We start from the raw sequence: 13,077 nt of genomic DNA on the forward strand, positions 1-13,077 counted from the left end.
CAAGTTGATTATAAAATAAATCGACTCAGATCTTCATCTGCGACAAGCTCATCCAGATGCTGTTTTACATATTCTGCATCAATCAATATTGATTGACCTTGACGTTCACTCGCATCGTAGGAAATTTCTTCCATCAAACGCTCTAAAACAGTATGTAAACGACGAGCACCGATATTTTCAGTGGTTTCGTTTACACGCCATGCTGATTCAGCAATTTTGCGAATACCGTCTTCGGTGAAGCTAATAGACACCCCTTCGGTTGCCATTAATGCTTCATACTGTTTTGTTAACGATGCATTAGGTTCAGTTAGAATACGCTCAAAATCTTCTGCTGTCAGCGCTTGAAGTTCGACACGAATTGGCAGACGTCCTTGCAACTCAGGAATTAAATCAGAAGGACTGGAAACTTGGAAAGCACCTGATGCAATAAACAGAATATGGTCTGTTTTTACCATACCGTGTTTTGTTGAAACTGTACAACCTTCAACCAATGGTAAGAGGTCACGTTGTACGCCTTCACGAGAAACGTCAGGGCCAGAACTTTGTCCACCACGTTTACAGATTTTGTCTACTTCATCAATAAAGACAATACCGTGTTGTTCTACCGCATCAATCGCTTGTTGTTTAAGCTCTTCAGGGTTAACTAATTTAGCTGCTTCTTCTTCAACAATCAGCTTAAACGCATCTTTGATTTTCATCTTGCGTGCTTTTTGTTTCTGACCTGCTAAATTTTGGAACATAGATTGTAATTGATTAGTCATCTCTTCCATTCCTGGAGGAGCCATGATTTCAACACCCATTGGTGTTGCAGATAATTCAATTTCAATTTCTTTATCGTCTAATTGGCCTTCGCGTAATTTTTTACGGAAAGATTGACGTGCTGCTGAAGGTTCTGATGCTTGTTCTGCTACGCCCCAGTTATTTTTTGCTGGTGGAATAAGTACATCGAGGATACGTTCTTCAGCCATTTCCTCAGCACGGAAACGATTTTTATCGATAGCTTGGCTACGCACCATTTTGACTGCAGAGTCGGTTAAATCACGGATAATTGAATCAACTTCTTTACCCACATAACCCACTTCGGTGAATTTGGTTGCTTCAACTTTGATGAAAGGCGCATTGGCCAATTTTGCTAAACGGCGTGCAATTTCAGTTTTACCTACACCAGTAGGTCCAATCATCAGAATATTTTTAGGTGTTACTTCGTGACGCAACGCTTCATCAAGTTGCATACGACGCCAGCGGTTACGTAGGGCAATTGCCACCGCACGTTTCGCTTTATCTTGACCAATAATAAATCTATCGAGTTCGCTGGCAATTTCGCGAGGAGTCATTTCAGACATGCTCTCAAATCCTTACTCTTTTGAAGAGAGTTCTTCAAAGTTAACATTGTGGTTAGTATAAATACAGATATCTCCAGCGATGCTCAGCGCTTTTTCAGCGATTTCGCGTGCAGAAAGTTCGGTATTTTCTAGCATAGCTCTAGCCGCTGCTTGTGCATAAGGGCCACCAGAACCGATAGCAATTAAATCGTTTTCTGGTTGAACCACATCACCATTACCCGTGATGATAAGCGATGTATTTTCATCTGCAACAGCAAGCAACGCTTCTAATTTGCGTAGCATTCTGTCTGTACGCCAATCTTTAGCAAGTTCTACCGCAGCTTTAGTTAAATGCCCTTGGTGAAGTTCTAATTTGCGTTCAAACAGTTCAAAAAGAGTAAAAGCATCAGCAGTGCCGCCAGCAAATCCCGCAATGACTTTGTCGTTATAAAGACGGCGTACTTTGCGAACATTGCCTTTCATGACGGTATTACCCATCGTCGCCTGTCCATCACCACCGATTACAACTTGGCCCTTACGGCGAACACTTACGATTGTAGTCATGAGTCAGCCCCTGGTTTAATCAATAAAAAAATGGGACGGGAAGTGCTTTTATCTAAGATAAAGTACGACCCGTTGTGTGAATTAGAATTATAGGTGGGGGAGATAATTTATTTTTCAACCCCCAGAAGAGCGAAGAATACAACCTGATACACCCGCTCCAGCCGCTTGTTTACTCACGGAGTTGGCTTGTTCTTTACTGTAAGGGCCTGATAATACGCGGATCCAGCCATCATTGCCTTTCGTTACTCGGCTTTCAACACCAGAAAAAGCTAGCGTTGCTCTCACAGATTCAGCTTGTTCGGTATTTTTAAATGAGCCACATTGCACTAAAAATTTTGTTTCAGTCACCGTAGGTTTAGGCGTTGTAACAATCGCAGGTGCTTGCGGTTGTTGAGTTTGTGCTGGCTGTTGTGAAACAGAAGGCGTTGTTGTTGCTGGTGGTGTTACAACCACTTGTGAGCGCGGGACTTCACCATTATAAGGCACTTCTGGCAGTTGAAGGGCGGGTTGGCGTTTATCCGCTTCAATTTGTTGTAAAAAACGCAATTGTTCAGGCGAAAGTGTTGCTTTCGGATTAATCTGGCTACCTGATGAAGGAAATTCAGGCTGTAAAGGTGTACCCACCTGACGATTTTCCAATTCTTTAATATATTGCCAACGCTCTTGCGGTTTTGGCGGTAGGCTATTCGCTGGATGTTGCCCAGTGATAGTTGGCGTTGTTTCTACGGCTTCTTTTTTATTATGTGTAATAAAATAGAGGCCGCCGATAAACAGCGCCACAATAGCGATTGCCGCGATAAGCGTTGTTAAAGGCAGCCCTTTAGCAGCCTTTTTGCTCTTACTTTTCGTTGTTTTTTTACGACGAGCAGATGTCTGCCCTCGTCCCACATAGTCTCGTTGTGCCACAGTTCGATTCGCTGATAATTAAAGGAATAGGTATCACAAACGATATGTTACTTAACATAGTGTGTTTTGCCTAGCTTTTAAGCCGACAGACACTGTCTCTTATAATTAGCTCACAATCTAATAAGCGAGAGCCAGGTGCAACAGGTCTACCTTGTAGTTGGTCGAGTAATAACAACATCGATTCACGTCCTATTTGATAACGAGGTTGTTCCATTGTTGTCAGAGCAGGTTCGCTATAACGTGTGATATCCAGATTATCAAAACCAATAACAGAGAGATCTTTAGGAAGCTCTAATCCTAATTTTTTTGCCTGCCACATAACGCCAATTGCCATTATATCACTATGACAGAACACAGCAGTGGGTGGCTCAGGCAATGAAATTAACTTTTTCAGACTTTCTGCACCGCTTTCATGGGTAAAATCACCACGAATAATATAATCTTCACGTAAGGGTACGCCTGTTCTACGCATGGCTTGAATATAGCCTTGCAAGCGATAACGACATAAAGGCATATCTTCAGGGCCTGTAATACAAGCAATACGCTTATGCCCCATTTGCTGTAAATAGTGTGTTGCTCTAAAAGAGGCTGTCAGATTATCGATATGAACAGTCGGTAATTCAAGTTCAGGTGCAAACTCATTTGCCATGATCATCGGCGGTAAATTTTTCTGTTCTTCTTTGGAAACATCAAAAGGGATGTGTGAGCCAAGAAGTAACATGCCGTCAATTTGTTTGGTGATAATAAGATTAATAAAGGCATTTTCATGTTTTTGCTGATGTTTACAATCACCAATTAACACGAGATAACCATGTTGTGCAGCGGTTTCTTCAATGCCACACACAACATCAGTAAAAAAGGGATCGCTGATGTTAGGGACGATCACTAGGATCGTTTTTGACTCGTTACGTTTAAGGTTTTTTGACAGGTTATGTGGATAATAGCCGACATCAAGAACAGCCTGTTCAACTTTCTGACGGGTTTGTGAGGATACTTTTTCCGGATTCATTAATGTACGTGACACAGTTGCTGTGGACACGCCGGCTGCAAGGGCAACATCTTTCATTGTTGCTTGCGTATTATCTTTATTATTTTGTTGCAAACCCCATACCTCCCTTTTGGATGGTTTAGTTAAACGATTGCTTTTTTATTGCAAAAAAACCGCCAATATTTAAAAAAGGATTTTATCGACGGTTTTTAATTCAAGAAATATTCTAAATTGTTATTCTACCCACTTTTTAAATAGATACTGTTACCTAGTTTGCATAAAAAGTGTGATACCAATCGTTTTTATGAGGTAGTTCGCAAAATTGATAAATAGTCTTTGATTGTAACGAGTATTCAAGCGGAATTGTATCCTTAACATAACGCTGGCTAAAATATAGTCAAGTTAGGTAGAGAAGATCTTTAACAATCTGTTGGGTCAACATCAATATTCCATTTCACTTTTTTACTCTCAGGTAAGGCGACAATCTGAGGGTAAGTGACAGACATTAATTTTTGTAAATAACTCCGCGAAGGATGTTGGAGCAATAATTGCCAACGATAATTTCCACCTCGTTTAGCTTGAATTGCCGGAACAGGCCCCATTACCCATAAATTAGTATCTCGCATTGGGTGTTGTTCAAAAAACTGCTTAAGCTGTCGCAAGAACTGGGGGGCACGTTGATTATTGTGATCTTCAGAGCGGATCATAATATGACTAGAATAAGGCGGTAAAAAAGTGGCTTGTCGCTCCTGTAAAGCTTCTTTCGTGAAAGCGTCATAACCTTTTTCTAATAGTGTCAGCAGCAGAGGGTGATCTGGCTGGTGAGTTTGTAAATATACCGCGCCTTGCTTACCTGCTCGGCCTGCACGGCCTGATACTTGTGTATAAAGCTGGGCAAAGCGTTCGGCCGCACGGAAATCACTGGAGAACAGCGCGCCATCAACATCCAGTAAAGCCACTAAGGTGACATCAGGGAAGTGATGCCCTTTGGCTAACATCTGTGTACCAATAAGAATACGTGAGCCACCTTGATAAATATCTTCCAGTTGTTGTTCTAAAGCGCCTTTGCGGCTTGTTGTATCTTTATCAATTCGCGTTATTGGTGTATCAGGAAATAATTCACCAATCCCTTGCTCAAGTTGCTCTGTTCCTAATCCTACGGGTATTAAATTTGTTGAGCCACATTGTGGGCATTGTGCTGGAATTCGTCGCTGACTATCACATTGATGGCAACGTAACATGCCATGTTTTTGATGGATCGTATAATAGTGATCACAGCGGGGGCATTCTGCTATCCAACCACATTCATGACATAACAATGCGGGCGAAAATCCTCGGCGATTTAAGAAGAGCATAACTTGGTTACCCGCATTAAGGTGCTCTTTGATTGCTTTAATAAGAATTGGAGACAACCCTGTTGTGAGTGGTTGGCCTTTTAAATCAATTAAATGCTCGGTTGCAGGTTTTGCATTGCCTGCACGTTGAGTTAGAGTGAGTTGTTGATATTTTTTTTGCTCAACATTAAAACTGGTTTCAATTGATGGCGTTGCGGTTCCCATCACGATAGGAATATTTTCTTGTTTTGCACGGAAAACAGCGAGGTCACGTGCATGGTAACGCCAACCATCTTGTTGTTTATAAGATCCATCATGCTCTTCATCGATAATGATAATACCAAGATGCTGGAAAGGGGTGAGGAGCGCTGATCGTGTACCAATAATAATGGCATTATCACCGCGTTTTGCTCGTAACCAAACGGCTAAGCGTTCAGTATCATTTAATCCTGAATGAAGCACATCAACAGGCGCATTAAAGCGCGCCTTAAAACGACGAATTGTTTGAGGTGTTAAGCCAATCTCAGGCACGAGAATCAATGCTTGTTTACCTTCCGCGAGAATTTTTTCTAATACACTTAAATAAACTTCTGTTTTACCTGAACCTGTAATGCCCAATAATAACCAAGGTGAGAATTGATTGGCCTGTGCAGTGATCGCACCTACGGCAATAGCTTGTTCAGTATTTAATTTAAACCGTTCGCCTTGAACAGTAAGATCATTGTGCCAGTGTATAGGAGCAGGTTGAATAGGACGGAGATCTGCAAAGGCTTTCTTTTTTAAGTTGTTGAGTGTTGCTGTGGTGATCTCAAATTCATCAAGTTGATGGCGATATAATGGTGTACGGCGAAGCGCCGCTAATGCTTGTTGCTGTTTTTTTGCACCTTTTAAACTATTGAGGTCAAGATTAAGTCCCTCTTCAGTGGCGTACCATTGCCATAGTGGTGTGAATTCTGCGGGTTTTCCTTGTCGTAACAAAATTGGCATGGCGTGAAATAACACTTCCCCTAACGGATAGTGGTAATACGCCGATGCCCAATTTAACATATCCCACAAAACACCAGGAAAGAGCGTTTCGCTATCAAGGAGCTCATCAATAGGCTTTAGCTTTTCGATAGGAAACTCACTGTGTGTGCTGAGTCCTTTGACAATACCAAGAGAGCGGCGTTTATTACCAAAAGGCACGATCACCCGACTACCGATAACAGGTGCATCCATCCCTTCTGGTAACAGATAATCAAAAGAGGAAAATAGTGGTACAGGTAAAATCACCTGAACTATGGTCATATCAGGGTTTCCGAGAGTTTTAGCGAAAAGGTGTCTTTAAGAATATCACAAAAAGTGTGCAGATTTCATTGCGCGTTTAGTCGATATTCTGTATGATCCGCCCCCTTTGGTAGATAAATTACCAAACACTTAATTTCAATCAACACGACGTGTGGTGTTCGGCTGTGGGCTGAATGGCGACACGGCCTTAGTAGAGGTTTTCCATGCAAAAAGATATCCATCCTAAATACGAAGAAATTACTGCATCTTGTTCTTGCGGTAACGTTATGAAAATCAACTCCACTGCGGGTCATAACCTGAATCTGGACGTTTGTGACAAATGCCACCCATTCTATACTGGTAAACAACGTGATGTTGCAACTGGTGGTCGTGTTGATCTGTTCAACAAACGCTTCAAAATTCCAGGCAGCAAATAAGATATTTGTTGTCACAAGATGTCAGCCTAGTCTGGCATCTTGCAGACAGTTCGGAATTGAAAAAAAGCCCAAAGTTTTTGCTTTGGGCTTTTTTGTTCGTGTTAATCAAGCAATAAATCAAAAACTGGCGCTGATTAATACTCCCAAGTATCGGGATCAACCCCGCGCTGGCGCATTATTTCTTTTGCCTCTTCAGGGATTTCATCGTTACGTTCTTTACGTAAGTCTTCATCATTTGGCAGAGGCTGTCCGGTAAATGCGTGCAAAAATGCTTCACACAATAATTCACTATTGGTTGCATGTTTTAGGTTATTAACCTGACGGCGAGTGCGTTCATCGGTCAAAATTTTCAACACTTTCAACGGAATTGAAACTGTGATTTTCTTAACTTGCTCACTCTTTTTGCCATGCTCAGCGTAAGGGCTGATATATTCACCGTTCCATTCAGCCATGGATTACCTTTATTAATATCATTTAGTTGAAGTCAGAACAGGGTTAACCCTTATTCTGATGGGCGATACCAGTTTATCATGACTTTTCTAAAACCACCGACTCTTCTGACTGAAGGTGAAAGAAAAAGTGATAGTCACTGGTGATATCCTTAATTTGGCTATTATTTCATTACTTAATCTATCCGTAAAGGAGTTTAGATGTCTAGATGTGTTGACGTCTTGGTGTCTAATTAGATATGCTGTTGTCGACTTTCCCACTTATCGCTGTGACAAGGTGCCTGTATGACGAAGAAAACAGCAACAATTGCTATCCATAATGGGCTAAATGAAGACACTCAATTTGGTTGTGTCGTACCGCCTATCTATCTTTCTAGTACCTATAATTTTTTAGAGTTTAATCAGCCTCGCGAACATGATTATTCTCGCCGAGGTAATCCAACTCGAGATATGGTGCAAAAGACATTAGCCGAACTAGAAGGTGGAGTGGGTGCAGTTGTCACTAGCAGTGGAATGTCAGCTATTCATTTAATTTGTACGGTTTTTCTAAAACCTGGCGACGTCATTGTTGCGCCTCATGATTGTTATGGGGGAAGTTATCGCCTTTTTAACAGCCAACAAGAACGTGGCGCTTATCGTGTCATTTTTGTTGACCAAAATGATGATGTTGCATTACAACAAGCTTTAGCTCACAAGCCTAAAATTGTTTTTATTGAGACACCTAGCAACCCATTACTGAGAATAACGGATATTCAAAAGATCAGTGAATTGGCTCATCAACAAGGGGCTTTAGTGGTGGCGGATAACACCTTTATGAGCCCTGTTTTGCAAAAACCGTTAACATTAGGTGCAGATATCGTTGTGCATTCCTGTACAAAATACCTTAACGGGCATTCTGATATTGTGGCAGGTGTTGTTATCTGTCAGTGTCAGAAACAACTTGAGGAGCTAAGCTGGTGGGCGAATAATATTGGTGTCACTTCTGGCGCATTTGATAGCTATTTATTATTACGTGGCATAAGAACATTAGTGCCTCGAATTCGACTTCAACAAGAAAATGCACAGGCATTAGTGGCATTTTTACAGACACAACCTTTAGTCGAGAAAATATATTACCCCGCACTGGAAAATCATGCAGGTCATCAAATAGCAAAAAAACAGCAGCAAGGTTTCGGTGCGATGTTAAGTTTTGAGTTAAAAGGGGGATTGGATGTGATTAAACACTTTTTATCTCAATTAACACTCTTTACACTGGCAGAATCTTTAGGTGGGGTAGAGACCTTAATTTGTCACCCAGCCACCATGACACATGCAGGTATGTCAGAAGAAGCGAAAAACACGGCAGGGATAAGTCCCTCATTACTTCGTATCTCGGTGGGTATTGAAGATAGTCAGGATTTAATCAACGATTTGCAAAGTGCGTTTGATGCAGCAACTAAAAGGTAACCATGGATCATGAGCGTAGTGGTGATTACACAACAGGCGGAGCCGATTTGCCGTCAGTTACATAAATTCGGTGGTAGCAGTCTTGCGGACATAAAATGTTATCAACGTGTCGTGAATATCATGACGAACTATAGCCAACCTAATGATCTTATGGTGGTTTCAGCTGCAGGATCAACAACTAATCAGCTAATTAGCTGGCTCAAGCTGAGTCAGAATGATCGTATCTCAGCGCATCAAGTTCAGCAAACATTACGACGTTACCAATTATCATTAATTGAAGGACTTCTTTCAAAAGAGAATGCAGAACTTCTCTCTCAAGCCTTTATTGCTGATCTCGAACGTTTGAGTTATTTGCTTGATAAACCTATTACAGATGCAACTTATGCAGAAGTTGTCGGTCACGGCGAAATCTGGTCTGCAAGATTAATGGCAAGTTTGCTTACAGAGCAAGGATTATCTAGTGTGTGGTTAGATGCGCGTGAATTTTTGTGTGCTGAAAGAGCCGCACAACCTCAAGTGAACGAAGCGTTATCTCGGCCATTATTACAATCACTATTAGCTAAATATCCTGAAAGCCGTTTTGTCGTCACTGGTTTTATTAGTCGTAACCAACAAGGTGAAACGGTTTTATTGGGTCGTAACGGTAGTGACTACTCTGCTACACAAGTGGGTGCTTTAGCTGATGTCGGTAAAGTCACAATTTGGAGTGATGTTGCGGGGGTATACAGTGCTGACCCACGTAAAGTTAAAGATGCCTGCTTATTGCCTCTATTACGCTTAGATGAAGCCAGTGAATTGGCGCGTTTAGCCGCCCCCGTGTTACATACACGTACATTGCAACCCGTATCAGGTAGTAACATTGATTTGCAACTTCGTTGTAGTTATCAACCAGAGCAGGGGTCTACTCGCATAGAACGTGTCTTAGCATCAGGAACGGGTGCGAAGATAGTCACAAGCCATGACGATGTTTGTTTAATTGAACTACAACTCTCATCCCATCAAAACTTTGAGCAAGTAGCAAAAGAAGTTGATGAATTACTTAAGCGTGCGCAAATCCGTCCTTTAGCAACTGGCGTGGATAAAGATAGCCAACTTTTACAACTTTGTTATACCAGTGAAGTGGCTAACAGTGCTTTAGATGTATTACAAGATGCCGTTTTGCCGGGGAAATTACATTTACGAGAAGGGTTCTCTTTAGTGGCGTTAGTGGGTGCAGGTGTGTGTAAAAATCCGTTGCATTGCCATCGTTTTTATCAGCAACTTAAAGATCAACCGGTTGAATTTATTTGGCATGCTGAAGATAACATCAGCTTAGTCGCTGTATTGCGCAATTATACTGAGCATCTATTACAAGGTTTGCATCAAACATTATTTAGAGCTGAAAAACAAATTGGCTTAGTGCTGTTTGGTAAAGGGAATATTGGCTCTCGTTGGTTAGAATTGTTTGCTCGTGAACAAGAGCCGTTATCCGCACGTAGTGATTTCGAGTTTATTCTTGCAGGTGTCGTTGATAGTCGCCGTAGTTTACTTGATTATCAAGGGATTGATCCTAGTCGTGCTTTGGCTTTCTTTGATGATGAAGCAACAGAACATACTGAAGAATCACTTTATCTTTGGATGAGAGCACACCCTTATGATGATTTAGTGGTTGTTGATATTACAGCCAATGAGTCCCTTGCTACATCTTATGAAGATTTTGCCAGCTATGGTTTTCATGTTATTAGCGCTAATAAAATTGCAGGATCTGCATCAAGTTTACGCTATCGCACCACACGAGACGCTTTCTCTAAAACTGGTCGTCACTGGTTATATAATGCCACTGTAGGCGCCGGTTTACCGATTAACCATACTGTGCGCGATTTACGTGAAAGTGGTGATTCCATTTTATCAATTAGTGGTATTTTCTCAGGTACATTATCGTGGTTATTCTTACAATTTGATGGCTCTGTACCGTTTAGTGAATTGGTAGAACAAGCATGGCAACAAGGGTTAACAGAGCCTGATCCGCGAATTGATTTATCAGGACAAGATGTCATGCGTAAGCTGGTTATTCTTGCTCGTGAAGCGGGTTATGACATCGAGCCTGAACAAGTACGAGTTGAATCTTTAGTGCCTGTACAAGCTGAAACGGGTTCGCTAGAAGCGTTCTTTGATAACAGCGCGTTGATCAATGAGCAGATGGCACAGCGATTAGCTGCTGCAAATGAAATGGATATGGTATTGCGGTATATCGCGCGTTTTGATGCCAATGGAAAAGCCAAAGTGGGTGTGGAAGCAGTAAGAAAAGATCATCCACTGGCATCATTGTTACCCGGAGATAATTTGTTTGCGATTGAAAGTCGTTGGTATCGTGATAACCCACTGGTCATAAGAGGACCGGGAGCAGGAAGAGATGTGACCGCTGGCGCAATTCAGTCAGATTTAAATCGCCTTTCTCAGTTATTGTAAAACGATATTTTCATTATTAATAAGAAACTATCAGTAATTTTTATTGCTGATAGTTTTCTGTGTATTTTTTTCTCCTCTATACTCAAGGAAGTTTTTATTCTTGCGTAGATAGAGAGGAATTATGAACAAAGTTGTAGAAAAATGGATGTATCGCTCTCGTTGGCTATTTGCACCTGTCTATATTGGTTTGTCATTAGGGCTATTGGCACTAACGATTAAATTTTTTCAGTCAATGTATGAAATCTTGCCTAATATTCTTTCCTTATCCGAGGCTACGCTTGTTTTACATTTATTATCTTTAATTGATTTAGCGCTAGTGGGTGGATTATTGATTATGGTCATTTTCTCAGGGTATGAGAATTTTATTTCTAATATGGAAATTGAAAGGGATCAAAAGGAGCTTTCTTGGCTAGGGAAAATGGATGCTGAGTCCCTAAAAAATAAAGTAGCAGCCTCTATTGTTGCAATTTCATCTATTCATTTATTGGGGGTTTTTATGGATTTAAAGAATATCCCTGATAATAAATTATTATGGTATGTCGTGTTGCACCTAACCTTCGTTTTATCTGCATTTGTCATGGGTTATTTAGAAAAAATTTCAAAGCGAAGTAAAAGCAAAGATAAACTTAGCCGAGTAGATGAAAAGAGTGAGCTATGACACTTGCTTATTTTAAAATTGGGCTATACTTAAGCTATCTCTAGTCACAAAGGAGTCATAAATGTCAAAGATCGAAAAACAGATAGATCAATTAAAAGACAAAGCGACGGAGGTAAAACATCGAGCAGAAGAGAAAATATCAGAAACCGCTCATGATGTGAAACATAAGACGTCTGAGCTAAAAGAAGATGTTGAAAAGAAAGTCGATTCATTGAAAAAATGAATATGTTTTAATTAACGTAAAGCGCTGAATACCAGCGCTTTATTTTTATCGTAAAATCTTAAGGTAAAATAGCAAAAGACCGCACAGGAAAGCCACTGGCATTATTAGGTTTAGCTACGATATTAAAAATAACGGCTCCACGTGTTGGTAATTGATCTAAATTAGTCATTAGCTCAATCTGATAAGTGTCTTGCTCCAAAATATAATATTCACCTAATAACGCATTATTTTTATGAAATTCTTTTGCTGGATCTGTATCAAAGGTTTCATGGCCGATGGCTTTAACTTTTCGCTCTTCAAATAAGAATTTTAATGCATCAAGACCCCAGCCAGGAATTTGATTCTGGCCTTCCTCATTTTTATTATCCATCGCTTCTTGTGATGGCCAACGTTTGCTCCAATCTGTGCGTAAAGCAACAAAAGTACCTGCTTCAATTTCACCGTATTTTTCTTCAAACTCAAGAATATCATCTTTAGAAAATGAAAAATTCGCATCAATATTTGCACGTTCAGATTGGTCAATAACTATCAAAGGCAACACTAACTCTTTAAGTTCTAGTTCATGCAAATAACGAGTATTAGGCACAAAGTGGCAAGGGGCATCAATATGTGTACCGTATTGACCCGGAAAGGTAAATTGTTGCGCGAAAAAACCATCTTGATAGTCAAAAAGAGTTTTGAAGTTAGCGGGATCGAACATAAAAAAATGGGGTGAATCTTTATCAAAACTATGTGTTAAATCGACCCATTTTTTAGATTTTATGATAGAAAAAGCATTAATTAATTCATTTGTCATCGGCTTCCCCTGTCTGATAACGGAAATAGTGATCTAAGTGTTCTAGATATTTACATTGATTTTATTTTGAACAACGATGGTTTGCTTTATTGACAATGATCATAAAGAGAAAACGAAATAAAGCATCGACCTATTTGGTAATAAAAGTCTTAATCTGACAGAGTGAGTAAAAAAAGATAGGAAAAATAAGGTATGAGATAGAGTAATTCGTTATAACACATGGGGGTGAAAAATTAAAAA

Annotated in this window: 12 protein-coding genes; 5 read left to right on the top strand and 7 right to left on the bottom strand. The window is 40.4% G+C overall.

All coding sequences use genetic code 11. From position 1 onward, the window contains the following. Positions 1-8: 8 nt before the first annotated feature. The 5 genes from hslU to priA all read right to left on the bottom strand — a co-directional run bounded on the left by hslU (position 9) and on the right by priA (position 6,401). Entirely contained in the window at positions 9-1,343 is a 1,335-nt protein-coding gene (gene hslU, locus CUB63_RS13645) for an HslU--HslV peptidase ATPase subunit (RefSeq protein WP_006534150.1), read from the bottom strand. 12 nt (positions 1,344-1,355) lie between these two features. Further along, complete coding sequence (hslV, locus tag CUB63_RS13650; RefSeq protein ID WP_006534149.1) at positions 1,356-1,886, bottom strand: ATP-dependent protease subunit HslV; 531 nt, start codon at positions 1,884-1,886, stop codon at positions 1,356-1,358. Between the two features lie 114 nt (positions 1,887-2,000). After that, the gene (locus tag CUB63_RS13655; protein WP_072064649.1) at positions 2,001-2,792 is read right to left on the bottom strand and encodes an SPOR domain-containing protein; all 792 of its coding nucleotides are present in this window, start codon (positions 2,790-2,792) and stop codon (positions 2,001-2,003) included. A 70-nt stretch (positions 2,793-2,862) separates the two neighbouring features. Beyond that, on the bottom strand, positions 2,863-3,894 hold the full coding sequence (cytR, locus tag CUB63_RS13660; RefSeq protein ID WP_072064648.1) for a DNA-binding transcriptional regulator CytR: 1,032 nt from the start codon (positions 3,892-3,894) through the stop codon (positions 2,863-2,865). A gap of 305 nt (positions 3,895-4,199) precedes the next feature. Beyond that, positions 4,200-6,401: a primosomal protein N' gene (gene priA / locus CUB63_RS13665; RefSeq protein ID WP_109848272.1), complete on the bottom strand. Its 2,202-nt coding sequence runs from the start codon at positions 6,399-6,401 to the stop codon at positions 4,200-4,202. A gap of 203 nt (positions 6,402-6,604) precedes the next feature. On the opposite strand from priA, the gene rpmE reads away from it, so the two are divergent. Further along, entirely contained in the window at positions 6,605-6,817 is a 213-nt protein-coding gene (rpmE, locus tag CUB63_RS13670) for a 50S ribosomal protein L31 (RefSeq protein ID WP_006534140.1), read from the top strand. A gap of 134 nt (positions 6,818-6,951) precedes the next feature. On the opposite strand, the gene metJ is transcribed toward rpmE, so the two are convergent. Further along, positions 6,952-7,269 carry a met regulon transcriptional regulator MetJ gene (gene metJ, locus CUB63_RS13675; protein ID WP_006534139.1) on the bottom strand — a complete coding sequence of 106 codons (318 nt, stop codon included), beginning with the start codon at positions 7,267-7,269 and terminating at the stop codon, positions 6,952-6,954. A gap of 282 nt (positions 7,270-7,551) precedes the next feature. On the opposite strand from metJ, the gene metB reads away from it, so the two are divergent. From metB to CUB63_RS13695, 4 genes are all read left to right on the top strand, one after another. Then, complete coding sequence (gene metB / locus CUB63_RS13680) at positions 7,552-8,712, top strand: cystathionine gamma-synthase (protein WP_006534138.1); 1,161 nt, start codon at positions 7,552-7,554, stop codon at positions 8,710-8,712. 9 nt (positions 8,713-8,721) lie between these two features. Continuing rightward, on the top strand, positions 8,722-11,160 hold the full coding sequence (locus tag CUB63_RS13685; RefSeq protein WP_109848273.1) for a bifunctional aspartate kinase/homoserine dehydrogenase II: 2,439 nt from the start codon (positions 8,722-8,724) through the stop codon (positions 11,158-11,160). Positions 11,161-11,281: 121 nt separating this feature from the next. Continuing rightward, a complete protein-coding gene (locus CUB63_RS13690; protein WP_109398897.1) occupies positions 11,282-11,818 on the top strand; it encodes a TIGR00645 family protein in 537 nt (178 codons plus the stop codon). 61 nt (positions 11,819-11,879) lie between these two features. Continuing rightward, positions 11,880-12,041 (top strand): YtxH domain-containing protein, encoded by a 162-nt coding sequence (locus CUB63_RS13695; protein ID WP_006534135.1) that lies wholly within the window; start codon positions 11,880-11,882, stop codon positions 12,039-12,041. A gap of 58 nt (positions 12,042-12,099) precedes the next feature. Here the strand turns inward: CUB63_RS13695 and CUB63_RS13700 are convergent, their stop codons facing one another. After that, positions 12,100-12,837: a cyclase family protein gene (locus CUB63_RS13700; protein WP_109398896.1), complete on the bottom strand. Its 738-nt coding sequence runs from the start codon at positions 12,835-12,837 to the stop codon at positions 12,100-12,102. Positions 12,838-13,077: the final 240 nt, after the last annotated feature.

The organism is Proteus penneri, from assembly GCF_003144535.1.
GTDB lineage: Bacteria > Pseudomonadota > Gammaproteobacteria > Enterobacterales > Enterobacteriaceae > Proteus > Proteus penneri.

Excerpts from the sequence above, each read along its gene's own strand:
- hslU (WP_006534150.1), bottom strand. The coding sequence starts at position 1,343 with ATGTCTGAAATGACTCCTCGCGAAATTGCCAGCGAACTCGATAGATTT.
- CUB63_RS13690 (WP_109398897.1), top strand. The coding sequence starts at position 11,282 with ATGAACAAAGTTGTAGAAAAATGGATGTATCGCTCTCGTTGGCTATTT.
- hslV (WP_006534149.1), bottom strand. The coding sequence starts at position 1,886 with ATGACTACAATCGTAAGTGTTCGCCGTAAGGGCCAAGTTGTAATCGGT.
- CUB63_RS13700 (WP_109398896.1), bottom strand. The coding sequence starts at position 12,837 with ATGACAAATGAATTAATTAATGCTTTTTCTATCATAAAATCTAAAAAA.
- priA (WP_109848272.1), bottom strand. The coding sequence starts at position 6,401 with ATGACCATAGTTCAGGTGATTTTACCTGTACCACTATTTTCCTCTTTT.
- CUB63_RS13685 (WP_109848273.1), top strand. The coding sequence starts at position 8,722 with ATGAGCGTAGTGGTGATTACACAACAGGCGGAGCCGATTTGCCGTCAG.
- metJ (WP_006534139.1), bottom strand. The coding sequence starts at position 7,269 with ATGGCTGAATGGAACGGTGAATATATCAGCCCTTACGCTGAGCATGGC.
- CUB63_RS13695 (WP_006534135.1), top strand. The coding sequence starts at position 11,880 with ATGTCAAAGATCGAAAAACAGATAGATCAATTAAAAGACAAAGCGACG.
- metB (WP_006534138.1), top strand. The coding sequence starts at position 7,552 with ATGACGAAGAAAACAGCAACAATTGCTATCCATAATGGGCTAAATGAA.
- rpmE (WP_006534140.1), top strand. The coding sequence starts at position 6,605 with ATGCAAAAAGATATCCATCCTAAATACGAAGAAATTACTGCATCTTGT.